Below are 26,668 nucleotides of genomic sequence, written 5' to 3'. Positions count from 1 at the left end.
AAAAAAGAAGTTCACTTTCGTGAACTTCTTTAAGCTTGTCAACAAAATGGGGTTCGGAATGGTCTCATCCTGGTTCCCTTTCAAGATTTTAAACAAGACTTTTATTTGGAATGAAACCACAATTGGATTGAACCTACACTCTTGCCGACTAGCCGAGAACCGGCTAAATGCTTGCGGCGAGGAGGCTGGGCAGGAAGTTGGCGGAAGGGAACGCGGTTTCAAATATGGACCGCAAAATGAATGCTCGGGGTCCGAATAATGCGGTGACGGTCGAATAATGCGCGGTGTAGGTCGAATAAACTGCGTGAACGGTCGAATAATGCGCGGTGTAGGTCGGAATAAGGTATAGTGTAGGACCAAAAACTGCTTCGGCTGAAACCACTGAGACGTTTTTTTAATAAAAAACTGTAGACAAACTCGCTTTTCTTCGAGTTTGTCTACAGTCTGATAAATTAACTCTAGTGAACATTTTTTAACTTTTAGATAAATACTGGTCCATCATATCCTTTGGTACCATGCTCCCGCCGGTCGCCCAGATGATATGTATGGACTGGTTCATTTTATCCACCAGTTTTTGGTCCATGAGATATTTCTTTCCTTCTGGAGCTTTAAAAAGTTGGATTGGACCCATTGCTCCTGCAAGGGCAGATGGCTCTAAATAATGACCTTCCGTCTCTGCCATTCCCTTGAGCAGATCGAATAACCTTTTATCCTCTATGGTATAGCTGCCGCTTAACATGGTCGTCATCATACGGGAAACCAATGCTGAAGGCCTTCCGACAGCAAGACCATCCGCTTCCGTCTTATTATCGATGCCAAAGTCCTGCACCGAGATTTTGTCATGAAGGCCTGTCATCAATCCGAGCGTCATGCATGGTGAATGTGTCGGCTCTGCAAAAAAACAATGAACATCATCTTCAAAGGCTAACTTGAGCCCATATGTAATACCACCGGGCCCGCCGCCGACTCCGCATGGCAAGTACACAAACAAAGGGTGATCTTCATCCACTGGTATGGACATATCTTTCAGTTGTTTCTTCAGGCGCGTTGCAGCTGTCGCATAACCTAGCAGTAGATCCATTGAATTTTCATCATCAATAAAATGGCAATCGGGATCAACTGATGCTTCATTACGGCCTTCTTCTACAGCTTTACTATAATCATCATCATATTCCTTTACAATGACTCCAAGACTTGTTAATTTATCCTTTTTCCACCGTTTGGCATCTGCCGACATATGGACCGTTACTTTGAATCCCAGCTTAGCGCTTATTATTCCAATACTCATTCCTAAATTTCCGGTTGAACCGACTGCAATCGAATATTTTGAAAAAAGCTCTTTGTATTCATCACTCGCAAGTATTCCATAATTATCAGTCCGTGTTAAACCACCATGCTTCATTGCTATTTCCTCAGCACGTTTTAAGACCTCATAAATACCTCCGCGAGCCTTGATGGAACCTGATATTGGTAAATGACTGTCACATTTTAGCAAGAGTTTCCCAGCCATTTTAGTTCCATAGGATTTTTCCAAGTTTTTTTGCATGGAAGGAATCTCGACTAGTGGTGATTCAATGATCCCCTCCAGTGGTTCGGTTTCTGGAAAGGCTTTAATTATATAATTGGCAAATCTATTTAATCTTGCTTCAGCAGATTTAACTTGTTCAGCTTGGACGATTGGGTTTTCTTCCTTGTTACCGTAATCTGGATTCGTCCAGAAGACTTCGTTCATCTTTATCACATTATTAAGTATAGGATCTTTCGCTTTCCAATCCATGATCGATAAGCCTGCGATTTTATGCATCTCCACAGCAGTCCCTCCCGGAAATGTAGTTTTCATCATCTACTATAACTCAACAATCTGCAATAAAGATTACAATTTTTACTTTTTTACGAATAATCAGCTTAGAAAGTCAAATTCACTTTTAATTTCCCTCGCACACTATTAATAAACCAAATTTCCTCAGCGTTATTAAGGTCAGCCTTTGAAATGGGTTTTTCCTTGATTTCCTTCTTCCTGATCAAGTCTTGACGAAATGTTCCAGCAAGCAGACCTGCTTCCACCGGAGGGGTATAGAGGTCACCATTTATCTTCACCACTACATTTCCGTTCGTGAATTCAGTGATGAATCCTTCTTCATTCCAAAGCAAAACATCATGGAAGTCAGGATTATTCATTTGAAAGCCTTCATATACATCACGATTGGTGGTCTTATGAAATAGAAATGGATTTGCACTTGATATTGGAGTTTCAGCCAAGATAGCCGTAAATTCTGAATCAAGGGGCTTGATTGCTTGTCCAGAGACTTCAATTTCACCATTTTCATGAAGTAATACCCTTACCTTTTGTAACGTCCCTTGATTCATATCCGCATACTTTTGGAGTTGATCTCTAAGATTCATTTCAGGGAACCGGTAATCGAAGTAATTAGCGGATTGTTTCATCCGATCGATATGATCAGTCAACAAATAATATTCGCCATCGCTGAGTTTCATCGATTCCAATAGTTTGTAAGCTGGCCTTTCCACCGTCAATAATTTGGCTTTTAAAAACGCTTCGTCATATTCTTCCGATAGCTCGGAATCCCAAGTGATTCCCCCGCCTACCCCATACTCGGCTTTCCCAGTTTCGTTATCGATCACGACCGTACGAATCGGCACATTAAAGACTGCTTCGGATTCAGGTGTGATGAACCCGATTGCACCGCAATAAACTTCACGTGGTGAATTCTCGATATCAGCGATGATCTCCATCGTTTTAATTTTAGGTGCCCCTGTTATCGATCCACAAGGAAAAAGAGCCTTGAATATATCAATGATTGTTGTTCCTGGATTCGTATCAGCCGTAATCGTGGATGTCATTTGCCAAACGGTCGGATATTTTTCAATTGCCTTAAGCTGTGGAACCTTGACGCTTCCTGGTTCTGCAATCATTCCCAAATCATTTCTGAGCAGGTCTACAATCATGTAGTTTTCAGCTTGATTCTTTTCCGAGGCTGCTAACCAGTCTGCATTAAGCTGATCCATTTTCAATGTCGTTCCCCGCTTTACCGTTCCCTTCATTGGCCGAGTAATCAGCTGACCATCTTCCCAACGGAAAAACAACTCGGGTGAAGCCGATAGGATTCTATGTGTCCCCACATTCAAATATGCACTATAGTTTGACCGTTGAGCTCTCTTCAAGCGATCAAAGAAAGCTAAGTCATCTCCTTCGAACTTGGATTGTAAACGCATCGTGTAATTGACTTGATACGTATTGCCTTTCTCGATTTCCGATTTTATCCTTTGAAACCCGGAATGATAGTTATGTGAATCCGTTTCTGATTGCCATTCAGCTAAATTAAAAGCTCCTGTCATTTCTTCAGGTAATTCTTCTTCCGGTTTATCGAAAATCCCGAACCATAATAATGGCATTTTGGCTCCATCTTTTACTTTAAAAGATTTTTCAAATGCAGGTGCGGCTTCATAGGAAACGTATCCCGCTGCATAATGCCCCTGTTCTATCGCTTCCTGGACTTTTTGGAATTGGGGAATGACATCCTCAATTGAATGGGCGGTGAACACTTTTTTCGGATTCGTAAAATATTGAGGCCTGCTGTCACCTTGTTTATCTGTGAAGTGAAATATTAAGGATAAAGGATCTTCTCGTTTCATTCTTCTCTCCTAACTTTGTTTATGAAGTAAATCGGTATGTATTTTATAAAAAAGCTTGCAGACTCGGAATCTGCAAGCTCATTCTTTGACACTTATTTCATTCCAGTAACCTCTGCAATGATTTCATAAGAACGAAGGCGTGCAACCTGATCATAAATGGCAGAGTTTATAATCATTTCGTCCGCCTGTGTTTCATTTAAAAATGCCTGCAACTGCTCTTTTACCTCTTCCGGATTTCCTATAATGGAGGCATTAAGTTGTTTCATGACAATAGCCTTTTCATATTCTGTCCAAAGGCCTTCCATTGTATCAACTGGAGGAGCAAGTTGACCGGGCGTGTTCCGTATCAAATTCAAGAACTGCTGTTGATAAGATGTAGCAATCCTTTGCGCTTCTTCTGTAGTATCAGCTGCAAATACATTGATACCAACCATGACATAAGGTTTATCGAGAACGTCGGATGGTTGGAAATTATTGCGATAACGGGCTAAAGCTGGTTGAGTATTTTCAGGGGAAAAATGGCTTGCAAATGAAAATGGCAATCCCAGCTGAGCTGATAATGCTGCACTGAAGCCGCTTGAACCAAGCAGCCAAATCGGAATGTCCTGTCCTTCTCCAGGGATGGCGCGAACACGATTATGTTTAGAATCCGCATCTAAATAACTGCGGAGCTGCGCCAATTGTTCAGGAAAATCCTGACCGTTATTACGTACATCACCCCGGAGAGCCATGGCTGTATATTGGTCGCTTCCCGGAGCACGCCCGAGCCCTAAATCTATTCTACCAGGATACATTGCTTCCAATGTACCAAATTGTTCTGCGATAACGAGCGGTGCATGATTCGGCAGCATTATGCCTCCAGAACCGACACGAATTCTTTCCGTCCTGCCTGCAACATAGCCTATAAGCACTGACGTTGCAGAGCTTGCAATCCCAGGCATGCTATGATGTTCCGCAACCCAGAAACGGTTGTAATTCCATTGCTCCGCATGTTTTGCCAATTCTACTGTATTTTTAAAAGCTCCTGAAACTGTGCCACCCTCAACGATAGATGCCAGGTCCAGAACGGAAAAAGAAATGTCGCTAAGTTTTTTTTCATGTTGATCAGCATTCATATCTTCATCTTCTTTCTTTCAATTATGATTAATGACGCAATGCCATCATATAGAAAATGCACACAAAATGCACACAAAATGCTCGAACGGATTAACCGTTAAGAACTTCCCGGGCAATCAAACGAAACGAATTAAGCCTATCCTCCACCTTATGAGTGATGGTAATCAGCATAATTTCATCTGCTTGATATTTCTCCTGAATCTCGTATAGCCGATACTTCACTTGTGAAGGGGTACCAAAAATCAGTTTTTCATGCATGGTTTCCATCAGTGCTTTTTCTTTTTCAGTCCAATCATGGTTCCTTACCTCTTCTATGCTTGGAACCTGCTTTCTTTCACCTTGTCCACTTTGAATTTTCCATAGGATGTTGCTAAGGGCGATTTCTTTCGCATGTTCCTCCGTTTCTGCGCAAATGGCCGAAACCGTAACGATCGTTTTAGGTTCTTTAAGCAACCCTTTTGTTTGAAAGTGTTCACGGTACTGATGAAAGCTCTGCACTCCATCATTTTCACTCATGAATTCACCAAATGCGTATGCAGTACCATTCTCAGCGGCAAGTTTTGCACTTTTCCCGCTTGTTCCCAATATCCATGGTTCAGGCGGCACCTTTGGGATAGGAGCAGCAGAGACATTTGAAAATGGATGTTCATTCGGAAATTCATCTCTTAGAAAATTCAAAAGTTCTTGAACAAGTTCAGGCATTTTGTAAACATTCTGAAGAAAATTATCGGATAATGCCATCGTTGCTTCGGCAGATCCACCAGGAGCACGCCCAAGTCCCATATCAATCCGGCCAGGAAAAAGTGTAGCTAGCATATTATAAGTCTCTGCTATCCGGTATGGCTTATAATGAGGAAGCAGCACTGCCCCTGAACCAATCCGGATATTTTTTGTTTGTGCACCAATATAGCTTATCAAAACCTCTGGAACGGAACAGGCCAATCCCGGGAGATCATGATGTTCAGTTAACCAGATTCTGCTATAACCAAGTCTATCTCCTTCTTGTGCGAGTTGCAGTGAAGCCTGCAAGGCTTCTTGTGCTGATTGTCCTGATGCAATTGGGGATTGATCCAAAATGCCAAGTTTCATTTTGTTACCTCCTTTCCAGTCTTTCGTAACTTAATGGTAAATCATAACTAGTCGAAAGTCGCCTGAAACGCTTGCTTTGTTATTTTAGTTTGCAGCCTTTAGCAAAAAATATAAGGAGTTGAATTCAAATTGGGGAGTATGGAGTCATTATATATTCTAACGAGGTGTTTGTTTTAATATATTAATGACGGCAGGTAGATCAAGGAGTTATCACTTAATTCTATCGAGGTCTTTTTAAGTATATATATGTAAATGAAGAAAAGCCCTTATTAAGGGCCTTTCCCAAGCTATTCACTTTTTTTGAATTGAGATAGTAATTCATCTGCCATGATTTTTGAATCCAAACGCGCCGCTATATATGGAGGCTGGACCCGATTATTGGACTCTACGGGCAAACCTAGCCAGACAACTCTTTTATCCAAGATGATAAACGAAAAGGAAACAGGTGAACAAATAAATTGATCAGAGTAAATATCAGGGTTTCTTTTTGCTGAAATGATCGTCAATTTCACTTCAGGGTTTCGTTTCATTAAATATTGCTGCCATTCTTCTGACAAACTGTTCAAATCCGGAACAGCAAAAATCATCTCTTGTTTTGTTGATTCAATATCTTCCTGAAAGTCCCCCAATTTACGGGCATGCATCCATTGTAATCTCGGATGCTGATGTTTAACCCATTTTCCAATGTCTTTCTTTGATACAATCTGATCGTTTTGAATTTGATGATCGACAAGCTGTCGAAGTGTTTTGCTGCGATAAACGTGTTTGTTAACAAATGAAGTGTCACATACATGTACGAACTTACCCTTAGTCCTTGTTATGGCCACGTTAATGAGCCTTTCACTTTCTCTCCCTGTCAATAACATTCCAGCCCTGTTTTGCGGATAACTATCAACTGTGTCAAAAACCATCATCTCTCGTTCACTTCCCTGGAAACGATGTACAGTTGCTGCGATGATATCCGCCGTTTGCCGTTCTTTGTCATATAAGTCATCCAATAGTTTTTCCATCAAATCTGCCTGGGCACGATATGGGGCGACATAACCAATTGACCTTGCCCCGCCCACATAAGCTTCATGAATCAGTTGAAAAGATAAAAGCAATTGCCATATATTCATTCTCGAGTGGGATGTCCGTTCAGTGATGCAATATTCCCCTGCTAAGCTAGTATCGAGCAGTGCCGCTGCCTTATTGGCAAATGGTTCCGCCAGCATTATTCCCTCCCTGCTGGTCGCAACACTTTTATGATCGCCAACAAAATTGTTATAGACGACACGATTGGTGAATGCTGAAATATCCGGATGCATGCGGCGCTGTTCCTTTAATAGGAATAAATGGGGATGAAGTTCTCCTTCTTCAACAGAATGGGCGACACCAGCCCGATGAAAAATGTCTTCCTTCAGCCAAAGTTTCACTAAGGAATCACGAGCCGAAGCAATAGGTGGCAATTGTTTGAAATCACCACAAACGATAATATGCTTGGCTAACGCTGCCGCAAAAGCCACCTGAGGTACGTATGCCATACTCGCTTCGTCCAAAATGACCAGATCATACTCCTTTTGATAAACCGTTTCATCATTTGCGGCTTTAGCCAAAGTCGTCCCGATGACTTTGGCTTCTTTTACGAATTGAATCTCTTTTTGGCGGATTTTCTCCAAGACTTTGGCTAGCTTTTTCTCTATCTCAATTAATTGATCTGTATCCCTTTTACTAAAGGACCCTGCCAAGTCATGCTTTAACAGACGTTTCTCTTCGCCAAGCTCTTCTTTTTCTTTAATTAATGTCGGTTCATGTTTACCTAATAATTGCCCTGTAACAATATCATCATGGATGGCTAGTGATTCACCGATTTGAGATCCATAGCGTAGCACATCGCCTTCTTTGAAACGATCTTTCTTTTTAATGAATGACGAAATTTCAGCCATCAAAACATCGACAGCCTGGTTGCTATGGGACAAAACCAGAACTTTTTTATCCTGTAAATAATGATTGGCTACTGTACGAGCCAATGTATAGGTTTTTCCTGTTCCAGGGGGTCCCCAAACAAAAGTGACAGGGTTGAATTTCGAGCGGGCATATAATTCTTTCACGCTGCTTTGTTTTTCAATTAAAGGATGTTTTTGCGGCATGGACGGATCCATCAAGCGCTTGATCCGAAGCCTTTTCCTTTTGCTTCTCTTGATTTCATCCAAGCGGATGATCAATTGCTCCAGCAATTCCCAGGGGTCGTGGTATAAAAAGGCTTCATCGATCATATCGCCTAGCGAGCGATCAAAAACAATGATTATACTTTTTCCTTCCGATGAGAGTATTCTTCCCTCCTGCTTAATCCCTCCCCATTCCAGTTGAACGAGGGAACCGACAGGGATTTTTATCGATGAACCTGTTTCGAAATAATAGTTGAAAGAATCGTCACCTGTAAGCAGATGGCCGTTCGAAACCAGGTATTTTGTGCTGCCATATTTTTTTAAATGCAGGATTTCAAGTTGAAGTGCCTGCTGCCATTCTTTTATATAATTAACTGTCGAATTCATTTTTCACTTTCCTCACAAAATATGCCATTGAAGTACAAAGAAACTGGCCCATTGGCTAGGCTCCGAAGTAGAAAATAACGCTATTACCAAGACTTTTTCGCGCATTACCTGTTTCTTAAGCATATAAAATAAGGCCCAATCAATAGATTGGGCCTCTCCTACGCCAATGTTTTAACTATAGCATTTTTTATAACATCATACCATGGGCTCTTTTGGAAGAAATGGTTTAGATTAGCCTTCTGTCAACTCAGTGAATTGGTCGACAAGATCGCTGAAAATCTTCATTGCGTTTTCGATTGGATCAGGTTTCGTTAAATCTACGCCTGTTTTCTTAAGCAGCTCCAATGGGAAATCGGAACTCCCGCTTTTCAAGAAGGTCAAATAACTTTCAAGTGTTTTTTGGTCCCCAGAGAGGATCTTATCAGCGATAGTGATGGCTGAAACGTAACCAGTAGCATATTTGTAGACATAAAACGGACGATAAAAGTGCGGGATTCGTGACCAGCCATACTTCACTTCTTCATCGAAAATTATTTCATCTCCATTATAAGCCCGAAATATCGATTCATAGGCTGTATTAAAAACCTCGGCATTTAGAGGTTCATCATTTTCAGCTTTTTCATGTACGATCTTTTCGAACTCCGCAAACATCACCTGTGTGAAGAATGTTCCTTTAAAACTATCTATGAAATGGTTAAGTAAGTGTTTTTTCTTCTGCACGTCTTTTGTAGTCTTAATTAAATGGCGAATCAAAAGGATTTCATTCACAGTGGAAGCAACTTCAGCGACAAAAATGGAATACCCGGCACTTATTTGCGGTTGATATTTTGAACTATAGTATGAATGCATTCCATGTCCGGATTCATGTGCAAGTGTAAACACACTGTCTAAATCATCACGGTGATTTAATAAAATGAAAGGATGAACACCATAAAGTCCTAAATTGTAAGCACCTGACCGTTTTCCAGGTGTTTCCCTGACGTCGATATATCTTTTTTCCTTAAAGGTTTTCAGGATTGTGATATACTCTTCGCCAAGAGGTTTCAGTGCCTCCACCATCAAAGAAAAACCATCATCGTAAGAAATCTCCTCTTTAGCGCCTTCGACTAATGGCACACTTAAATCATAGGCACGCAATTCTTCTACACCCAGCAATTTTTTTCTTAAATGAATATATTTATGCATGGGCCCGATATTTTGCTTAGTAGACATAATCAAATTATCATAAACCTCTTTTGGAACTTGATCCCCAAATAAGGATTTTTCCAAGGCTGATGGATAATTTCTTAGTTTTGAAAGATTCACATTATTCTTGATTGCTGTGGAAAGTGTGGAAGCGATTGTATTCTTCAATTGCACATATGGCTGATAATAGGCGAAATAAGCCTCTTTTCTTTTATCGCGATCATCGTCTTCAATCAATTTGGAATACATTCCACGCGTCAGCTCTACCCTCTCGCCTTCTTCATTCGTAACTTCCCCAAATTTTATATCGGCATTGTTGATCATCCCGAACGTTTTTTGAGGTGCTGAAAAGGCTTCGCCTATTTGGGAAAGCACCTCTTCTTGTTCTTTCGTTAACACATGGGCTTTATAACGGAAGGAATCCAGTAGATCTTCTTCAAAATATTTCAAACCCTCGATTTCTTTTATGTACCCTATTAATGTGTGTTCTTCCAGGCTCAAAAGAAACGGCATGAAAAATGCAGAAGCATTACTGATTTTCTGCCCTAACTTACCAGCCCGATCCAGTAATGCTTGTGATGAGGTTACCCGAGTATCCAAATCCGCTTGCAGCATGGCAAATACATATAGCTTGTTATAAATGTACCCAAGTTCCTCACTTAATCGTAAATAATCGAACAAATCTTGAGCTGACTGAATATGCCCATCATAAGTTTTTAATTTTTCTGTCATCTTTAGGACTTCTTGATAATCCTTTTCCCAGTTAGTTTGATCATCGTAAATATCCTTTAAGTTCCATGTTTCTTCAATTTTTAATTCGTCACGTGATTTAAACGTTTGCATATTATCTGCACTTCCTTTCATCCTTTATAGGCTTACCCTTTATTATAATCGACTTTCAGAAAAATCTGCATAGAAAAACCAGTATGCTAAAAATACATACTGGTTTCCCTTTTAAAAATTAGAATTTTGCTGCAGATTCAGCAACTTTCGCCAATCCTTCTGCAACGATATCCTGTGAGCGATCTGGATATTGATTATGTCCCTGGATTACAACTGTTTCTGGGTTTGTTATGCCCCATAAGTTTAAATTCATCGTTACGTATTTCTCTGCCATTTCGCCAGCATCCATTCCAGGCATTGCATAATCGGATCCGCGTGCATTAAGTAAAGCCACTTTTTTACCTCCAGCTAAGCCGACTGGGCCTTCAGCTGTATATTTGAATGTTGTTCCCGCTTGAGCAAGATAAGAAATATAAGTTACCAGTGGTGCCGGAACCGTTGCGTTCCATAGCGGGAAGGCAAATACCACTTTGTCGGCAGCAAGAAATTGATTCAAGTATTGTTGCACGATATCGGCAATCTCCACTTCTTCTGCAGTCAATTCCATGCCTTGGTTGCGTTTATATAGGGCAGTAATCGCTGTATTTCCATAGTAAGGTAAGTTCAGTTTAAATAAATCCAATTCAATTATTTCATCGTTACTATTTGCTTCCTTATATGTGTTCAAAAACGTTTCATACATTTTGACACTGATTGCTTGATCCGCTGGACGGTCATTTGATTTAACAAATAATACTTTAGACATTTTTGTTCCCCCAATTGTTAATTTTGTATGTTTTTTAAAAAATAGCATTTAATCCATATATCTCGAATTAACTGCAATTGCTACTTTCACATTATAAAACTGAAAATCTTATAAGGCAAGAAATATGTTTTTTATTTTCAATTTACATTTCATGAATTTGCGCGCCTGTATTTTTTTATCCCGAGGCCTTCTAAGCAGGACGCGAAAAAAACCGAGAGCAATTTGCCCTCGGTTAAGTTAACTCTTTATGATGGAAGGGGCACTTACCTTTTATCGGCTCTATATCATCCCCTATGAAAAATTGTTTCCATTCATTATGATTTACATCTCCAAAGTGACTGATATCCGGATGCTTAGGAAGGTTATCCCATTTCTCCACTCGTTCACGAACCTTTTCACGTGACATGATTCCGCCTTTTTCCGTTCCCTCCAAGCCTTCAAAGATCATCCGGGGTTGGAATCCTAGTACAAGGCAATTTCCTAAATCACGCGTTTTACGCTGCTTATAAGCAGGTGCATTACCAAAGACAAAAATTGGTTCCCCTGCAAAATGATAGTCCCATAAATAATGCTCAGGATCTTTTGGCTTTTCAATTGGCCAAGGTTTTTCATCCGCTTTATGTAAGTATTGCAGGATATCCCAAAACCTTTTACGGTAAAATTCTATATCACCCTCTATTGATTCAGGCTCCATAAAGACGAAAAGGCCGTGCCTGATATATGGTGGTTCCTGAAATAAATCAAGAAAACTTTCCACTGCTTTTGGAAGATTGGACCAATCTTTCTGTGTGATATAAGCATAACGAAGTTCTCCTTTATTTTCAGCTTTCATACCAAAATAACAAGGAAAGGTTTTATCGGTCACTGTATTATGGAATGTTTGATATTCCTTAATTAGCCATTGCGGCACTCGATCGGAATTTGTCATATCTTCTTTTGTTAACAAACTTGAATAAGCAGTCAGCATCATTTTTCTCCTTAAATCGTTTTATTATATGTTACCCGCTTTAAATAAACTAAAACTTATTCGGAGCGCATTGCAGCCCAATAAGGTGCACCCTATATAATTACTTCTTTATTTAAGGGTTTATGACTTCCTCCAGGTTCATCGGTATTCAATTAAAAAACATTCGATCTGCATGTTAATCATTTTCTTTTTAGGATAACCTAAGAAAAAAATAGGAGTGATCATTTATGGCAAGGAGAAGGAAAATTCTAGTATCTGAAGCGAGAAAAGGACTCGATGATTTAAAAGCCAAAGTTGCTGGTACAAAGAATCCCGAAGAAGCAAAGTTTGAAGTGGCTAAGGAAATCGGCGTACCGCTGAAAAAAGACTATAACGGTGAACTGACATCCAAGCAGAATGGAAAAATAGGCGGAAAATTAGGCGGAGGCATGGTCAAGGAACTTATTAAGATGGCACAGGAAAACTTAGGAAAAAAACATTAGCTCATATATAGAAACGAACTGATTAAACGTAAACACGTTGGATGGCATTAAACCGTAAAAAAGCCAACCTTTACGGGCTGGCTTTTTTAATATTAACTAATTCTCACGGGTGAAACTCTTGAAACTACTGACATTATTAATTCCTCCGACATCGGGTAATTAGTGGCAGCTGGATCCGTCCTTACCGCTTTAAGAATTCTTTCCATATCGGATTGATTAATTCCATAGGCGCTGAAGTCGGAGGGCAGCCCAAGATCGGATAGGAAAACACGGAGCTTTTCCACCACTTTCACTAAGGTCCCTTTTGTATCTTCATCATGGATTTTCACACTAAAGGCTTCAGCTATCAAATGGGCCTTCGGAAGATATAAATCCGGGGTTGATTCCATGACGACCGGTAATAACACAGCATTGGCCAATCCATGAGGAATACGGAATAACGCCCCATATGCGTGGGCAAAGTTATGAACCGGGATCGCATTCAATGCACTACAAAATGCAGTGATTCCCATCATGCTTCCATGAAGCATTTCCATTCTGGCCTCAATATTCGTTCCGTCCTTTACAGCCCTCGGTAAATTTGTTTCAATAACTCGAATGGCCTGAAATGCATAAGCATCGGTTATTGATGTCGCCGCAGGTGAAACGATCGCTTCCATTGCATGTGTCAATGCATCTGCACCAGTAAACGCCGTAATGTCAGACGGCAGTCCTACTGTTAACTCGGGATCTAGAATGGCAACATCCGAACTTAAAAAAACATTGTATATATTCATTTTTACTTTTTTATGTTCATTATATATGACTGCGATCGGGGATACTTCAGAACCGGTTCCTGCTGTTGTGGCTACGGAAATATGCGGGATATTCATGGATTGGGCTTTTGGAAAACCCTCATACAGATAACCGCTTGGAATCGCATCTTTAATATCCGTAATTCCTTTGAATAATCCGAATTTCAATGCCTTTGCGGTATCAATGACACTCCCTCCACCAATGGCAAGTATGGCATCGGCATTCACTTCGCGTGCATATTTCAATGCATCATTTACACATTCACTCGCTGCGTCTTGTGTAACACCCAGAAACTGTCCAACTATTTCAGCTCTGGCACCTAATTTCTGCTGATCAAACGTTTCGGCAACTTTTTTAACGACACCTGCATTTTCCAAGCCACAATCACTTACGAGTAGAATCCTTTTGGCCCCGAGTCCATTGAAAAGGTTTGGAATGAGTGAACGAGTGTTAGTGCCACTGTAAACCGAAGTCCTTAGCCAAAAATTCGAATGAGCGTTTACGTTCATACAGATCACCTCAGATTTATTAGTCTATATTCACAGTTAAGGATTGTTCATACCCTGCTTCAAAGTTCCTGATGGCCATTCATTAACAAATATACTAAATAGTAAGCCTGTATCTTGTCTCGGCTTTACAAAACCCCATATTCCTTTTCGTTACTTTGATAGATCTCTTCAATCCCCTTTCCTCTTGCCCTGGCTAAAATCTCCAACCGCACCGTTAATTGTTTCATGGTAAAATTCAATATAGCTTGTTGGTCATTGCCAAATGGATTTCCTAACCGATCATATCCCTCCGTATTTAACGCGATGGCCAGAGGTGAAAGTTCCTCCATTCTCTTTTCAACCTGTTTAAAGATATGTGGATGTTCACTGATGATTCGCTGCAGCAGGAAGGTCCCATAAGCAATATGTCGTGATTCATCCTTCTTCAAAAGACCCACGCCTTTTAATAAACCAGGCATCATTTTATTAGCTTCTAGCGTCTGATAAAACCCGAAATATCCAGTTTCTGCAAGCACACCCTCGGTAAACATATTATAAACAGTGGCTGCTTCCGCCAATGCTTCAGGGGATTGGTCGGATAAAAGTTTCTCCATCGCTTCAGGCAATATTTCATAAAAAATCGATTTATAAGTGTCTGAGTGATAAACTGTCAAATCACCCGTTTCACCAATCTGATCTAATGTATAACGAAAGAACTCCATATGCTTCGCTTCCTCGAACAGAAATGTCGTTAAGTACATTTCTTCTTCGATCCTGCCTTCTTTGGCTATCGTCATAATGAGGGGCAGCAAATCCAAAGTCACCGCTTCTTCCCCGCCCTGAAAAAGGGAAATGATCCGTAATAACACTTGCCTTTCAATATCAGTAAATGACTTCCAATCTTCTTTATCCTGGCTGAAATCAATGTCACGAGGGTTCCATATACCGAATTTCTTTGCCTTTTGATAAAGTTTAAATGGCAGGGTATCTTCTCTAAAACTCCGGCTGGTGGTCGTTAAATTCTTTCTTTTCATGGTAATGCCTCCTTAAAATTAAGAACTTTAAACTTTTGTATCTAAGGATTTTTTAAATTTGTAAGAGTTTTCATTATATTGTAAGATATTAGTAGAATTTATCCTAGCACTGAAAATGTAGGGAGGAATAAAGTCGAATGCTTGAGGAAACTCTGATGAATCATGTAAAAAAGATTTCCCATCAAAAAGATATGGCAAATAAATCACAAATGATCGTAAAGGGCTGTGTCGATTTTTTTTCATTTCAACGCGCTTCTTTATTCAGTTACTCATGTTTAACAGGAATGGGTGAAGGAATATGTGCATGTACAAGTGAAGATACCTTTTCATTACATAATGTTAAAGAAAATATTCATGATATATACCCCATTCACCAAGCAGTCATCCATAACAAACCCATATACTTAACCATTCAACATGCGAAATCCTCCATCCCTGCAAAATACGTTAAAAGGTTTTCCATCTCTTCTTTAGCTATCATTCCGATAATTGTAAATGACATGGCCATCGGTTTAGTGTTGGCTGATCCCATTCACGCCAACGAGCCTGTTACCAAGAATGATTTAATGAAGCTTTCCCATTATTTAAAATTGGCTGTCGGTTCGACATTGGATTACGCCCCTCCCACCTACCTTCTAAGCAAACGTGAAGTGGAGGTCCTTCAATATTTAGCCAATGGATTGGGATTAAAGCAAATGGCACCAAAGATGAGCGTTAGTGAATTTACAGTCAGAGATCATATTTCTTCTGCTATCAGGAAATTGGGAGTGAATCACCGGACCGAGGCCGTCGCTGTTGCCATAAGACACAAAATGATTATGTGAAACAAAAAAACCTTCAATGAAGGTTCCAGACTGTAAAAAAACTCTATGAAAATCGAGTTTTTTACGGTTTGTTCAATTTGAACGTTGATTTCCTCTCCAGGCACTAGCATTTCCCGCAGGAGTTTCGTACCCTCCGTTTCAATCAACTTTGTTTTAACTTTTAGATAGAACCCTTTTTCCTAAAGTCTTCATTTGAGGGGATGAGGATGCTCTAAAACATGATTCTATTCAGCGAAAACACGGTGGTCTCGTTGAGCCCCAATACTTAATATCAGGCCAAAATTCAAAGGGAATTTCAAAAGGGGTTCGGAATTTTTTAATTCCGAACCCCTTTTGTTTAAGTCTCATTGAGTAACTTAACTTTTTCTTCAACTTTCGTAGTCCATTTCAATTCGTCTGCGACTTTACCTGTTTGGACACCTGTCAGTGTATCATAAAGCTTTCTGGAAAGTTCGCCAGTTTCCCCGCTTTGAACAATCATTTCTTCACCATTCCACAAAAATTCACCAATTGGTGATATGACCGCGGCTGTTCCCGTTCCAAAGGCCTCTTCCAAGTGACCTAATTTATGGGCTTCATGGACTTCCTCCATCGAAATGCGTCTTTCCGACACGGGAAGACCCCAATGTTTCAGCAATTCTATAATGGAATCACGAGTAATACCCGGAAGGATACTTCCATTTAAAGCAGGGGTAATGATTTCACCATTAATTTTGAAGAAAACATTCATGCTTCCAACTTCTTCGATATACTTTTTCTCCACTCCGTCTAACCAAAGAACTTGGGCATAACCCATCTTTTCGGATACTTCCTGGGCTTTTAGGCTCGATGCATAATTACCGCCCGTTTTGGCTTCACCTGTACCTCCATTAACTGCACGTGTAAAAGCTGACTCCACTGCAATTTTAACTGGATGAATGCCTTCTTTATAATACGAACCTACTGGTGACATGATGATGATGAACTGATACTTATTCGATGGAGATACTCCAAGATAAGGCTCAGTAGCTATAATGAATGGCCTGATATATAAAGATGTCCCTTCTGCCCGGGGAACCCAATCCTTATCAACGCTAATTAAAGTCTTTAAGGCCTTCAACGCAAAATCAACATCGATATCCGGTATGCATAATCGGCTATTTGAACTATTTAAGCGTTGGAAATTCTTTTCCGGACGGAATAAGATAATTTCATCCTCTGGTGTTGCATATGCCTTCAATCCTTCAAAAACGGATTGCCCATAGTGAAAAATCATAGCTGACGGCTCTAATGAGAGCGGTTGATAAGGAACAATTCTTGGATCATGCCACCCTTGCCCTTGTGTGTAATCCATAATAAACATATGATCGGTAAACTGCTTACCGAACTCAAGCTGGTCCGCTTGTGGTTTTTCTTTCTTTGTTGTACTAAGCGTGATTTGCATGTCATGTTCCTTCATTACCAAAACCCCTTGTTGATTAAATTTACAAGATTTCACTTCCATAAAATCTATCTTTAATTAGTTTACTCCTATAAGGAATCATAGTTCAAGCCTTTAAGACGAAATTTTCGGAATTTTTTAAAATAAATGGGTTTTTCTTTGATTTCCAGACTATGATTCCTGAAAAAAGAACCAATTATTCCTGAAACCTCTAAAAATATCAGTTCCGATTGTACGCTAAGATATCTTGAATATTAGATTAATTTTATCAAAATAATCACAATAAAGCCAATGTGAATAATTCTGGTTCATGACACCTTAAGAGTAAATTCAATCGTTTCCCTTTTTGTAACCAGGAAAATCGATAAATGATAAGACTTTTAGCAGATTCGTGAATAAAACACTAAAGCTAATACCTGCAAACCTTATATGTATATTAAAAAACCTAAGAATATATAACATTTTTAACCCGAATCCAAAAAGTGGTTTTTTCGTACCATTCCCAATTCCAAGCCTAGAGGAAAATTTTTCATGAATTTGTATTTAGTAGTTTACTACTAAATAATATTCTTATATACTTATCCCACAAGATAGATAAAACGCATGCAACACGATGTATTATAGATGAAACGCATGCAACTTTCTTATTTTTTGACGAAAAGGGGTAACAACATGACAAAAAACAGATGGTTAATCGCTTTATCCGCTATCGCCATTCACCTTTCCATTGGTGGTGCATACGCATATAGCGTTTACAAAAAACCATTAGTCGAGACTATGGGGTGGTCAGAAACTGAAGTAACGTTAGCATTCACAATAATGATGGCGCTTGCAGGAACTTCTGCTGCCTTCTTTGGCAAATTCGTAGAAAAAAATGGCCCAAGGAAGTCAGCTATGGTCGCTGCCGTATTATTCGGTTTAGGTCAAGCTGGTTCCGGTTTAGCAGTGATGGTCGATTCACTTCCGCTTTACCTATTGACATATGGGGTTTTAAGTGGTCTTGGTATGGGGATCGGGTACATTTCACCAGTATCCACTTTAGTCAAATGGTTCCCAGATCGCAGGGGATTGGCAACAGGAATGGCAGTATTAGGTTTCGGTGCCGGAGCTCTCATTACAGCCCCAGTAGCTGCAAGCCTTATGGAATCCGTTGGCATTTATACTACATATTATATTTTAGGCGCAGGCTATTTCATACTGATGTTCTTAGGGGCATCCTATATTGCACCTCCAAAGGCCAACTGGCTACCTGAAGGAATGAAGAAAGATATTGAGTCCGGTAAGAAAGAACTGAAGAAAGACCTACGGCAATTAACTGCAAAAGAAGCGGTTAAAACTAAACACTTCTGGATGTTATGGTCCATGAAATTGATAAATACAAGTGCAGGGATCATGATGATTTCGGTAGCTTCACCTATGGCTCAAGACGTTGTTGGCCTGTCTGTAGCAGGTGCAGCAACATTAGTCGGTATTATGGGAATCTTTAATGGCGGAGGAAGACTTGGCTGGGCAGCAGCATCAGATTATATTGGACGTCCAAATGTATTCGTCATTTTCTTCATCATTCAAATCGGAGCGTTCCTTTTACTTCCTACCACTACAAATACACTATTGTTCCAAGGACTCATCTTGCTGGTCGTGAGTTGTTATGGTGGAGGATTTTCTAATCTCCCTGCTTTTGCCGGGGATTTATTTGGAACTAAGGAAATTGGGGCCATCCACGGTTACCTTTTAACTACATGGTCTCTAGGCGGGGTTTGCGGACCAATGTTGGTTACCGCAATCAGGGAAAGTACGAACAGTTACATCCCGGTATTCTATGTTTTCGCAGCATTAATTGCGATAGCATTTGCCATCTCCATCTGGTTGCGTATGGACATTAAAAAAATGCAAAGAGAACAGAAACAAGGAGTAACGAACAAATTCAGTAAAATATCTTAATTTAAAACCTTGCAAAAAGGCATTATCAAGTAAACTTCCATAACCGGAATTTACCTTTGATGATGCCTTTTTTGTTTGTTTATGGCCTTAACAGCGGCTGCTCTTAATAAACTTTCGGATATCTTCCGGGATTGATATAATTCGATATCTTTTTGGAACTTTTTATGATTTATCATCCTAGCAGGATTTCTTGCTGGTGCAGTTTTGAGAATTGCTTTAAATTAACCGCAGTAGTCTAGGGAAATGCAGTTATTGGGATTATCGACTTATGAACGTGAGGACAGGTAAAGGTCAAAGTGACCAAATATTTTCTTAAAGTTGACCTTCTTATTGCAGTGAAAGTCTTGTTTTCGTTTGCTTGCTGCTATATTAACAGGCTGTATTCCCATTTCCTACTGGTCAGCTAGTAATCCAATGAAACAGCAATATCGAAAAAAGTTGAATGATCATTTTACACCAAACAATTTGAACAAGTTATTTAGTTTAACATTAAGCTAAATCAGGGAATCAAGTAAGAGATGGAATTAGGGGGGATTGTCTTGTGGATCAATAAACCGTTTTTCAAATATGCATGCGCGATCATTTTGATCATTTTAATTATTTTTTTACTAGGTAAGATTGATTATGTTCTGCAGCCGCTACAAAAAATCATTGCTGCCATGTTTTTCCCTATTATTGTGGCTGGGCTTTTATACTATATATTACGGCCGGTCGTTAACTTTTTAACTGAATTTATCCCGAGGTCAGCTAGCATCTTCACCGTTTTTTTAATTATATTTAGTATTATTGGGATGGTAGGTTACTTTGGCAGTCCTGTAATCGTGGACCAATTTCAAAAATTATCTGAAAACCTACCCAGCAAAGTCAAGGAATTCTCTAAAGAATCTGAAGTCATGATTGAAAAAAATGATTTTGGCATGGTTAATATGGAAGATTTGAAAGAAAAAGCGGTCACACATTTGAAAGATTACTCTGAAAAACTCATAGTGAATGTCAATACCATTTTTTCCACGATCACTAGTGTATTAACAGTATTGGTCATTACACCATTCATTTTATTCTATTTCTTGAAGGATGGAGATAAATTAAGACCATTTCTATTGAAATATATTCCGACCGATGTAGAATCAGAGGGAAACACGATTTTAAAAGACGTCGATAAAACCCTTTCAACTTATATTATCGGTCAATTCATCATATCAATCGTCATTGGGACTTTGATGTATATTGGCTACCTTATTATCGGTCTCGATTATGCACTTGTATTAGCCCTATTCGCCATGATTTTTACCGTTGTACCATTCCTTGGTCCATTAATAAGCATCATCCCTGCCCTCTTCATTGCCTTACAGCAAGACATTGGATTGGCAGTGAAAGTACTCATTGTCCTTACCGTTGTTCAGCAGGTCGAAGGGCACTTGGTTACACCGAATATTATGGGAAAACGTCTTAACATTCACCCACTTACCATTATCTTATTGCTGCTTGCTGCAGGATCAATATACGGTTTCATTGGCATTTTAATCGCTATCCCCACTTATTCCGTAGTAAAAACAATCATAGGGAATTTCAGGAAGTTTTATAGCTTACGGAAAAGGGTTGCATAATCAGGAATGGTTGTCTACACAATTAATTAAAGACGCTTTAAAAATAAAAACAAAAATCATTCATCAACTTTTCAGACTGTAGACAAACTTTAGGATAAGCGAGTTTGCCTGCAGTTTTTTGATTTTAAAAACGTTCCGGTTGGTTCATCTTGGTTCATCCAAATAAAACAGTAAAAAACAATAAGGATCTATTCTTGTTTTTAAATCATGGTTCTTGGAGAGTCTCTTCCGTGCCTCCTTTTGTAGACAAACTAAAAACGTTGATAATTCTATCAACGTTTGTTTAATAATTTTTTAACAAAGCGTTTGAAAAACGCTTTGAAGCCTTTCTTTTTGATAACTTGCTGGGTATGAAATTTCTTCTCGATATGAATTTCCTCTTTGTTTATGGCATTATTTTCTGCTAATACCAGACCCAAATCGGAGTTGTGATCTTTGTTTAGGACAATTTTATAAGGAATATTATGACTCATTGCCAATTTTATATATTTCCCTAAATATTGATAGTCCATCTGACCATTTAAAAACAAATTTGAACGGGGATACCGCTTCATCATTTGCTCTATCTCCGGATATACATTCGTTTCAAAGACTTGGCTTTTTTTTAGTACGATGACGACGCGCTCCCGTAATGTGCCCAGAAATTCCCTTCGTTCACCAGGCTTTATTTCTTTTGGACCATGGATTCCTTGTTCTAGATAGTCCTCCACATTTAGGCGTGACAATTCTTTTCCCCCTCCGCTTTCACTTCAATAATGTATGTAATATGGCCAAAAATAGTGCCCATCATTCTTTAGGTATGCAAAAAAGCAGAAAGTACTCTGGGTTTAATATACCCATTGTTAGTTTACCCCCACTTTTAAAAAATGTCACTTTAGCCCCACTTCTTGCATAGGATAGTATATGTGTAAATGTAGGTTGCTTAAATGAGGGACGGGGAAAAACATGAGGAAATTAATTGTATTTATATTGATATTCGCCTTTACTTTTGTTGGGTTCAGTAATACTTCAGGTGCGGCAGCAAAACAACTGATTATCATCAATAAAGCCAATAATCAGCTTGCCTTTTACGAAAATGATAAATTGGTGAGGGTATTCATTGTCGCGACAGGAAAGAAAGCCTCCTACACTCCTGAAGGAAAGTTCAAGGTAGTGACTAAGATTGTGAATCGTCCCTATTATAAAGGCAACATTAGAGGCGGAGACCCAAAAAACCCTCTAGGTAAAAGATGGCTGGGGATCAATGCAAGGAATACACCCGGAAATACGTACGCAATACATGGCAATAATGATTCTACAACCATTGGGAAATATATAAGTGCCGGTTGTATTCGTATGTATAACAATGAAGTTCAATGGCTGTACGATAGGGTGAGAATGAACACTGTAGTCTTGATTGCCAGTTCGAATAAATCATTTGCCACCATAGCTGCCACGAATGGATATAAAGTGAGCGGATCTGTGAGCCTACCTGTAAATACCAACTCTACCCTAAAAAAAGGAAGCAGTGGCCCCCAAGTAATTGAACTGCAAAAAAGATTAACTAAACTTGGATTCAGCACTAAAGGAGTAGATGGGTCATTTGGAAAAAACACAGAAAAAGCTGTAAAAAAATTCCAAATCTCTAAAAAACTTACTTCTGATGGGATCGTCGGACCAAAAACGAAAAAAGCGCTTGGACTTAAATAATTTTCATTGCCGATATCCACTTTTAGAGGATATCTTTTTTGTATTTTAACTGTCCGACCTATACATTATTACCCATATCGTCTTTAATTTTCCACCATCAGTTATTGACTTTATGTTATAATTTATACATCAACAGCTAATCATAATCGCACTGTCATTACATACAAGGAGGTAATACAAATGTACGATGAAATTCTCGTAAATTCCATTAAAGCAATTTTTGTTATTGGCACAATCTCGATGTTTGTGATATTAGGATTCGTAAAAGGACGCCGGTTTTAACTTTATCCAATTCTTTAAAATATCCTCACTTGCCTGATTACATGTATTTTTTTCATACCGGTAATCAGGTTATTTTCAGTCAGAAAAAAAGCATATCCTCTCTGGGCATGCTTTTCCTTACCAATTATCCGTTTTTTCTAAAAGTTGATCGATGTCAAATGTATCAAGATGGAATGGAACTGACTCTTCTTCAATCGCTTCAGTGGCTAACAATAATTGGTCGATATCGATAATGGCCAAAACAGTCCTCTCCCTTTTTTAATGGTTTTTACCCTCATTTTTAATACACTAAACAATTCGTTCAAAAGATATATTATTTGAGGGTATCCTTTAAATTTTACATTTGACAATTATTTAAGATGCAGAGAATCATTTTCAGATTCTTCCGGAGAAAGCGTATGTATCAATTTAACAAGCTTATAAAAGGTCCCGCTGCAGATTGTTACCTCCGGCAGATTATGAAATATTGATTTTTTATTAATATGATAATTGTCTTTCTCAGGTGAATACACAATAATTTTCTTATTTAAAGATAAAGCATATCCAAGCTCATATAGATTACCTTTTCCTGCTGTTAGGAAGATCAGCATGAAATCGGCTTCCTCAATCCCCTTTTTTTCATATTCTCCAATCCCGTCCGTTATTTGGTTTTTCTCATCATTCGTAATTAAATTCAAGTCATTCACACATGTAAACCCTTTTGAAGTCAATTTCTTGATCAATGATTTGACTTGCTTTAAATTTTTTTCGTCTGATGCTATATAATATTTCACACATACACCTCCAAAAAATATAACTATTGATACTTTTTACCTACGATACCTATACTATACATATTCGTTATAAAGAACGCAATATCCTTTCCCCAAAATCAAAAAATAATTAAATGGAAATTTTAAGCGAAACAAAAAACCATCATTCCTTTACAGGTCATGATGGTTTCAGACTGTAGACAAACTCTTTGAAAATCGAGTTTGTCTACAGTTTTTTTAGGGGATTGTGCAAATTGAACGTTAATTTCCTCTCCTGGCACTCGCTTTACCCGCAGGAGTCCCGCACACCCGCTCCGATCAACTTTGTTTAACTTTTAGATAGAACCCTTTTGCCAAAAGACTTCATTGTTTTAAATAGAATGATTAAAACTTGAGGTGATGATGATGCATTCTACTGGATAAATACTTGGGCGTCCTACTCTGAAAACATATCTTTCAGCAAATCATAAATGAAAGTGAAGTCAATCCGGGTTATTTTATGCAGTGGATCATGATCACCGTCGAGTTCACCTTACTACAATAAATAATACTATGTACGTATTAAGTGCCTGACATTCCAGGTTACAAAATGTTCATTGAATTTCAAGAAATACAAAATAAAAACCTTGTCCTTTAACCGGCAAGGTTTTTTATTTTTCATATGTGATATTTTCTATTTCAATCCTGAAGGGTGCAGCCTCACAAATATTGATTCCCCTATCCAGATTTACCTTTTCCATTTCACTTGCATCCGGGATTGTTTTTTTATCGTGAATAAAATGTTCGACCATGGATTCCAGCAGTTCTTGAGCACAAGCTAAGGCATCTACCCGATTCCTACCGCTAACGGAAGAAATAATTCCTTCTCGCCTAAAATCCGGGAAACAAACCTGAACGGAAAAAGAGTCGATAATCAACGGGTGTTTTTCATAATAGAATACGGCTGGGTACTCAAAGATTTGAATGGTCAAAATATCATCCCTTCATACAAAATTTGGGTTTTTATATTAATTATAACATGAATTTCCATTTTATATAGGTTTAATTCACTTTTCTTTGTTTGTCAAGTTAATATTTGCACTCAATAGGCTGTTATGTCCGTATTTACTACGAAATAAAAAAACACCAGGAAAATCAGAATCACGAGAACATTCAAGATTATTCCAACAATGCTGCACACTTTTCCAGCTGTCACTAATCCATCTCCAGATTCACCAGTAAGCTTAATTTCTTGTTTACTCTTCGATGCAAATATTAAACCGAGAATACCTAATATGATGCCTATGAATGGAATAAGCAGGGATAATACCCCCATGATCAATGATACAATCGCTTTGCTATTGCTTCTTTTAATTTCCGACATATATTCCACCTTCTTTCTTCCTTTATATATACGGTTATTAAAAGCAAAAGATTCTTTTTTTGTGTACTCATTCATCACTAATATTCCAGTTTATTTCAGAAGTCCGCTCCCATTACGCCGACTGTCTGCCAAGCCTCATCAAAGCAAGCTCCTTCGGGGTCTCCGCTAGTTAGCTATTCGGCAGGAGTGTCGCATATCTCTTCAATCCATTAAGGATTACAGTATAAAACCATGAAGGATAAACTAGTCTTAACTTGGGTTGGGATGAGTCCAGCCTACGGTTTTTTCTTAAAATAACATTCCAGTTGATTCCAGAAATCCGCTCATTTTCTGCCGACTGTCTGCCAAGCCTCCTGGGGCGCAAGCGCCTCCAGGGTCTCGGCTAGCCAGTTATAAGGCAGGAGTATCGCAAATTTCTTCCATCTAATGAGGTCCACAAGGAAATTACATGAAGGATAACCAAGTCTAGTTTATAATCATGGGTAAGGGGTGAGACACTTCCGAACCTCGTAGACAAGTAGAAAACGACTCATTTCTGAGCCGTTTTTTTAGGTTCGTTTCAATTCAAGTCTCTGGGCTACCAAAGAAAGGCTATAATTCACAATGAAGTACATGAGTGCCACCAGGATCAAAATCGGTATTAAATACTTTTGACTTTGTCCATATATGATTTGACCATGATGGGTCAGCTCCGGCAAAGAGATGACAACAGCTAAAGAGGTATCCTTTAATAAAGAAATGAATTGGCTGACAATGGGAGGAACCATTCGGCGCAGCGCTTGGGGCAGAATAATATGTATCAATGCCTGTGTATAGCTCAAGCCTGATGAACGGGCAGCTTCCATTTGGCCTTTATCAATGGATTTTAGCCCACTTCGAATGACTTCAGAAAGCATGGCTGACTCAAAAATTGTCAAGGCAACTATGGCTGCTGGAATGATTTCCAGTTTAATCCGTATCTCCGGCAAAGCAAAATAGGTAAAAAATATTATTAATAACAGAGGCAAATTACGTACCGTTTCTACAATCAAAGCTAATATTTGTGATAACACCGGCACTTTTGCGTATCGAATTATACCTACAAGCCCGCCAATAATGAAACTTAGAATAATGGATATAAAAGCTACCTGGAGCGTTACCCAAAATCCTTCTAATAAAAACTTAAGATTATCTGGTGTATAGGCACCTGCAAAATCCATATCTTATACCTCCCTCAATTACTCTTAGCCAGACGTTTTTCCAAATAACCAACGCCAAAACTTAAAGGAATGGTAAGAATTAAGTAAAACGCTGCAACGAAAATGTACACATCAAACACGACAAATGTCCTTGAAGAAATCAAATCTCCGTGGTACATAAGATCGAGTCCTGCAACAACGGCTAAAATGGAAGAATTCTTTACTAGATTGATAAATTGGTTTCCTAAAGGAGGAATGACTATTTTAACGGCCTGCGGCAGAATGACGAGCCACATTGCCTGTCCATATGTCAGACCTGAAGAACGGGCAGCTTCCATTTGACCCTTTGGCACAGAAAGTATGCCTGCTCGAATTGCCTCAGCTATGAAAGATGATGTGTAAATGGTCAAGGCTAATGTCCCGGCGTATAGACCGCTTAGTTTAAGACCGAGAAAGAAGAAAAAGGTAATGATCAATAACGGTATGTTCCGAATGAACTCGACATAGGCGGTACCCAGCCAGTTTAGTGGCTTTATTGGCGCAATCCGCATGATGGCAATTAGCACACCAAGAATCAAACTCGCTATCAACGCGACCAAACTCGACATGATCGTATTTTTAAAGCCTAATAAATACATATCCAGATTCTCTGTTAAAATGGAGAAATCAAGCACGGCATA

At 39.0% G+C, this 26,668-nt stretch carries 24 protein-coding genes; 6 read left to right on the top strand and 18 right to left on the bottom strand.

All coding sequences use genetic code 11. From position 1 onward, the window contains the following. Window positions 1-19 precede the first annotated feature (19 nt). Complete coding sequence (locus tag ACIQZD_RS18995; protein WP_402905394.1) at window positions 20-259, top strand: hypothetical protein; 240 nt, start codon at window positions 20-22, stop codon at window positions 257-259. 213 nt (window positions 260-472) lie between these two features. Here ACIQZD_RS18995 and ACIQZD_RS18990 read toward each other — a convergent pair whose 3' ends face one another. From ACIQZD_RS18990 to ACIQZD_RS18955, 8 genes are all read right to left on the bottom strand, one after another. After that, window positions 473-1,804, bottom strand: coding sequence for a D-serine ammonia-lyase (locus ACIQZD_RS18990; protein ID WP_402905632.1), 1,332 nt, complete (start codon window positions 1,802-1,804; stop codon window positions 473-475). A gap of 101 nt (window positions 1,805-1,905) precedes the next feature. Next, complete coding sequence (pabB, locus tag ACIQZD_RS18985) at window positions 1,906-3,654, bottom strand: aminodeoxychorismate synthase component I (protein WP_402905392.1); 1,749 nt, start codon at window positions 3,652-3,654, stop codon at window positions 1,906-1,908. 92 nt (window positions 3,655-3,746) lie between these two features. After that, the gene (locus ACIQZD_RS18980) at window positions 3,747-4,769 is read right to left on the bottom strand and encodes an LLM class flavin-dependent oxidoreductase (RefSeq protein WP_402905390.1); all 1,023 of its coding nucleotides are present in this window, start codon (window positions 4,767-4,769) and stop codon (window positions 3,747-3,749) included. A 91-nt stretch (window positions 4,770-4,860) separates the two neighbouring features. Continuing rightward, entirely contained in the window at window positions 4,861-5,859 is a 999-nt protein-coding gene (locus ACIQZD_RS18975; protein WP_402905387.1) for an LLM class flavin-dependent oxidoreductase, read from the bottom strand. A 287-nt stretch (window positions 5,860-6,146) separates the two neighbouring features. Further along, window positions 6,147-8,393, bottom strand: a complete 2,247-nt coding sequence (locus ACIQZD_RS18970) for an AAA domain-containing protein (protein ID WP_402905385.1) — start codon at window positions 8,391-8,393, stop codon at window positions 6,147-6,149. Between the two features lie 231 nt (window positions 8,394-8,624). Continuing rightward, window positions 8,625-10,421 (bottom strand): oligoendopeptidase F, encoded by a 1,797-nt coding sequence (gene pepF, locus ACIQZD_RS18965; RefSeq protein ID WP_402905383.1) that lies wholly within the window; start codon window positions 10,419-10,421, stop codon window positions 8,625-8,627. Window positions 10,422-10,539: 118 nt separating this feature from the next. Beyond that, window positions 10,540-11,214: an FMN-dependent NADH-azoreductase gene (locus ACIQZD_RS18960; protein WP_402905381.1), complete on the bottom strand. Its 675-nt coding sequence runs from the start codon at window positions 11,212-11,214 to the stop codon at window positions 10,540-10,542. 184 nt (window positions 11,215-11,398) lie between these two features. Further along, entirely contained in the window at window positions 11,399-12,133 is a 735-nt protein-coding gene (locus tag ACIQZD_RS18955; protein WP_402905378.1) for a YqcI/YcgG family protein, read from the bottom strand. A 227-nt stretch (window positions 12,134-12,360) separates the two neighbouring features. Between ACIQZD_RS18955 and ACIQZD_RS18950 the strand changes: the two genes are divergently transcribed. Continuing rightward, window positions 12,361-12,615 (top strand): alpha/beta-type small acid-soluble spore protein, encoded by a 255-nt coding sequence (locus ACIQZD_RS18950; protein ID WP_305161567.1) that lies wholly within the window; start codon window positions 12,361-12,363, stop codon window positions 12,613-12,615. A 92-nt stretch (window positions 12,616-12,707) separates the two neighbouring features. Here ACIQZD_RS18950 and ACIQZD_RS18945 read toward each other — a convergent pair whose 3' ends face one another. Both ACIQZD_RS18945 and ACIQZD_RS18940 read right to left on the bottom strand, forming a co-directional pair. Next, the gene (locus ACIQZD_RS18945; protein WP_402905376.1) at window positions 12,708-13,919 is read right to left on the bottom strand and encodes an iron-containing alcohol dehydrogenase; all 1,212 of its coding nucleotides are present in this window, start codon (window positions 13,917-13,919) and stop codon (window positions 12,708-12,710) included. 125 nt (window positions 13,920-14,044) lie between these two features. Then, window positions 14,045-14,932, bottom strand: coding sequence for a R2-like ligand-binding oxidase (locus ACIQZD_RS18940; RefSeq protein WP_402905374.1), 888 nt, complete (start codon window positions 14,930-14,932; stop codon window positions 14,045-14,047). Between the two features lie 137 nt (window positions 14,933-15,069). On the opposite strand from ACIQZD_RS18940, the gene ACIQZD_RS18935 reads away from it, so the two are divergent. Further along, window positions 15,070-15,756, top strand: a complete 687-nt coding sequence (locus ACIQZD_RS18935; RefSeq protein ID WP_402905372.1) for a response regulator transcription factor — start codon at window positions 15,070-15,072, stop codon at window positions 15,754-15,756. Between the two features lie 337 nt (window positions 15,757-16,093). Here the strand turns inward: ACIQZD_RS18935 and ACIQZD_RS18930 are convergent, their stop codons facing one another. Beyond that, entirely contained in the window at window positions 16,094-17,194 is a 1,101-nt protein-coding gene (locus ACIQZD_RS18930; RefSeq protein WP_402905370.1) for a branched-chain amino acid aminotransferase, read from the bottom strand. Window positions 17,195-17,848: 654 nt separating this feature from the next. Here ACIQZD_RS18930 and ACIQZD_RS18925 point away from each other — a divergent pair. Together ACIQZD_RS18925 and ACIQZD_RS18920 are read left to right on the top strand one after the other, a co-directional pair. Continuing rightward, entirely contained in the window at window positions 17,849-19,117 is a 1,269-nt protein-coding gene (locus ACIQZD_RS18925) for an L-lactate MFS transporter (protein ID WP_402905368.1), read from the top strand. 539 nt (window positions 19,118-19,656) lie between these two features. Next, window positions 19,657-20,724: an AI-2E family transporter gene (locus tag ACIQZD_RS18920; RefSeq protein ID WP_402905366.1), complete on the top strand. Its 1,068-nt coding sequence runs from the start codon at window positions 19,657-19,659 to the stop codon at window positions 20,722-20,724. Window positions 20,725-20,996: 272 nt separating this feature from the next. Here the strand turns inward: ACIQZD_RS18920 and ACIQZD_RS18915 are convergent, their stop codons facing one another. Beyond that, a complete protein-coding gene (locus tag ACIQZD_RS18915) occupies window positions 20,997-21,449 on the bottom strand; it encodes a YueI family protein (RefSeq protein WP_402905364.1) in 453 nt (150 codons plus the stop codon). Window positions 21,450-21,669: 220 nt separating this feature from the next. On the opposite strand from ACIQZD_RS18915, the gene ACIQZD_RS18910 reads away from it, so the two are divergent. Next, entirely contained in the window at window positions 21,670-22,413 is a 744-nt protein-coding gene (locus tag ACIQZD_RS18910; RefSeq protein ID WP_402905362.1) for a L,D-transpeptidase family protein, read from the top strand. 399 nt (window positions 22,414-22,812) lie between these two features. On the opposite strand, the gene ACIQZD_RS18905 is transcribed toward ACIQZD_RS18910, so the two are convergent. From ACIQZD_RS18905 to ACIQZD_RS18880, 6 genes are all read right to left on the bottom strand, one after another. Further along, complete coding sequence (locus ACIQZD_RS18905; RefSeq protein ID WP_402905360.1) at window positions 22,813-22,935, bottom strand: hypothetical protein; 123 nt, start codon at window positions 22,933-22,935, stop codon at window positions 22,813-22,815. Window positions 22,936-23,045: 110 nt separating this feature from the next. After that, a complete protein-coding gene (locus tag ACIQZD_RS18900) occupies window positions 23,046-23,468 on the bottom strand; it encodes a nucleoside 2-deoxyribosyltransferase (protein WP_402905358.1) in 423 nt (140 codons plus the stop codon). Between the two features lie 629 nt (window positions 23,469-24,097). Continuing rightward, window positions 24,098-24,418: a type II toxin-antitoxin system HicB family antitoxin gene (locus tag ACIQZD_RS18895; RefSeq protein WP_048686335.1), complete on the bottom strand. Its 321-nt coding sequence runs from the start codon at window positions 24,416-24,418 to the stop codon at window positions 24,098-24,100. Between the two features lie 110 nt (window positions 24,419-24,528). Continuing rightward, window positions 24,529-24,810, bottom strand: coding sequence for a DUF4190 domain-containing protein (locus tag ACIQZD_RS18890; RefSeq protein WP_402905355.1), 282 nt, complete (start codon window positions 24,808-24,810; stop codon window positions 24,529-24,531). 548 nt (window positions 24,811-25,358) lie between these two features. After that, window positions 25,359-26,009, bottom strand: a complete 651-nt coding sequence (locus ACIQZD_RS18885; protein WP_034307000.1) for an amino acid ABC transporter permease — start codon at window positions 26,007-26,009, stop codon at window positions 25,359-25,361. A 14-nt stretch (window positions 26,010-26,023) separates the two neighbouring features. Beyond that, window positions 26,024-26,662 carry an amino acid ABC transporter permease gene (locus tag ACIQZD_RS18880; protein WP_402905352.1) on the bottom strand — a complete coding sequence of 213 codons (639 nt, stop codon included), beginning with the start codon at window positions 26,660-26,662 and terminating at the stop codon, window positions 26,024-26,026. Window positions 26,663-26,668: the final 6 nt, after the last annotated feature.

It is taken from the genome of Peribacillus sp. NPDC096447, assembly GCF_044762725.1.
Taxonomy (GTDB): domain Bacteria; phylum Bacillota; class Bacilli; order Bacillales; family DSM-1321; genus Peribacillus.
This window is presented reverse-complemented; position numbering and strand designations above follow the sequence as displayed.

Bases quoted from the DNA above. Each gene is read 5' to 3' on its own strand.
- ACIQZD_RS18980 (WP_402905390.1), bottom strand. From the start codon at position 4,769: ATGAATGCTGATCAACATGAAAAAAAACTTAGCGACATTTCTTTTTCC.
- ACIQZD_RS18970 (WP_402905385.1), bottom strand. From the start codon at position 8,393: ATGAATTCGACAGTTAATTATATAAAAGAATGGCAGCAGGCACTTCAA.
- ACIQZD_RS18935 (WP_402905372.1), top strand. From the start codon at position 15,070: ATGCTTGAGGAAACTCTGATGAATCATGTAAAAAAGATTTCCCATCAA.
- ACIQZD_RS18930 (WP_402905370.1), bottom strand. From the start codon at position 17,194: ATGAAGGAACATGACATGCAAATCACGCTTAGTACAACAAAGAAAGAA.
- ACIQZD_RS18890 (WP_402905355.1), bottom strand. From the start codon at position 24,810: ATGTCGGAAATTAAAAGAAGCAATAGCAAAGCGATTGTATCATTGATC.
- ACIQZD_RS18950 (WP_305161567.1), top strand. From the start codon at position 12,361: ATGGCAAGGAGAAGGAAAATTCTAGTATCTGAAGCGAGAAAAGGACTC.
- ACIQZD_RS18910 (WP_402905362.1), top strand. From the start codon at position 21,670: ATGAGGAAATTAATTGTATTTATATTGATATTCGCCTTTACTTTTGTT.
- ACIQZD_RS18925 (WP_402905368.1), top strand. From the start codon at position 17,849: ATGACAAAAAACAGATGGTTAATCGCTTTATCCGCTATCGCCATTCAC.
- ACIQZD_RS18990 (WP_402905632.1), bottom strand. From the start codon at position 1,804: ATGCATAAAATCGCAGGCTTATCGATCATGGATTGGAAAGCGAAAGAT.
- ACIQZD_RS18885 (WP_034307000.1), bottom strand. From the start codon at position 26,009: ATGGATTTTGCAGGTGCCTATACACCAGATAATCTTAAGTTTTTATTA.
- ACIQZD_RS18975 (WP_402905387.1), bottom strand. From the start codon at position 5,859: ATGAAACTTGGCATTTTGGATCAATCCCCAATTGCATCAGGACAATCA.
- ACIQZD_RS18940 (WP_402905374.1), bottom strand. From the start codon at position 14,932: ATGAAAAGAAAGAATTTAACGACCACCAGCCGGAGTTTTAGAGAAGAT.
- pabB (WP_402905392.1), bottom strand. From the start codon at position 3,654: ATGAAACGAGAAGATCCTTTATCCTTAATATTTCACTTCACAGATAAA.
- ACIQZD_RS18955 (WP_402905378.1), bottom strand. From the start codon at position 12,133: ATGCTGACTGCTTATTCAAGTTTGTTAACAAAAGAAGATATGACAAAT.
- pepF (WP_402905383.1), bottom strand. From the start codon at position 10,421: ATGCAAACGTTTAAATCACGTGACGAATTAAAAATTGAAGAAACATGG.
- ACIQZD_RS18960 (WP_402905381.1), bottom strand. From the start codon at position 11,214: ATGCTATTTTTTAAAAAACATACAAAATTAACAATTGGGGGAACAAAA.
- ACIQZD_RS18945 (WP_402905376.1), bottom strand. From the start codon at position 13,919: ATGAACGTAAACGCTCATTCGAATTTTTGGCTAAGGACTTCGGTTTAC.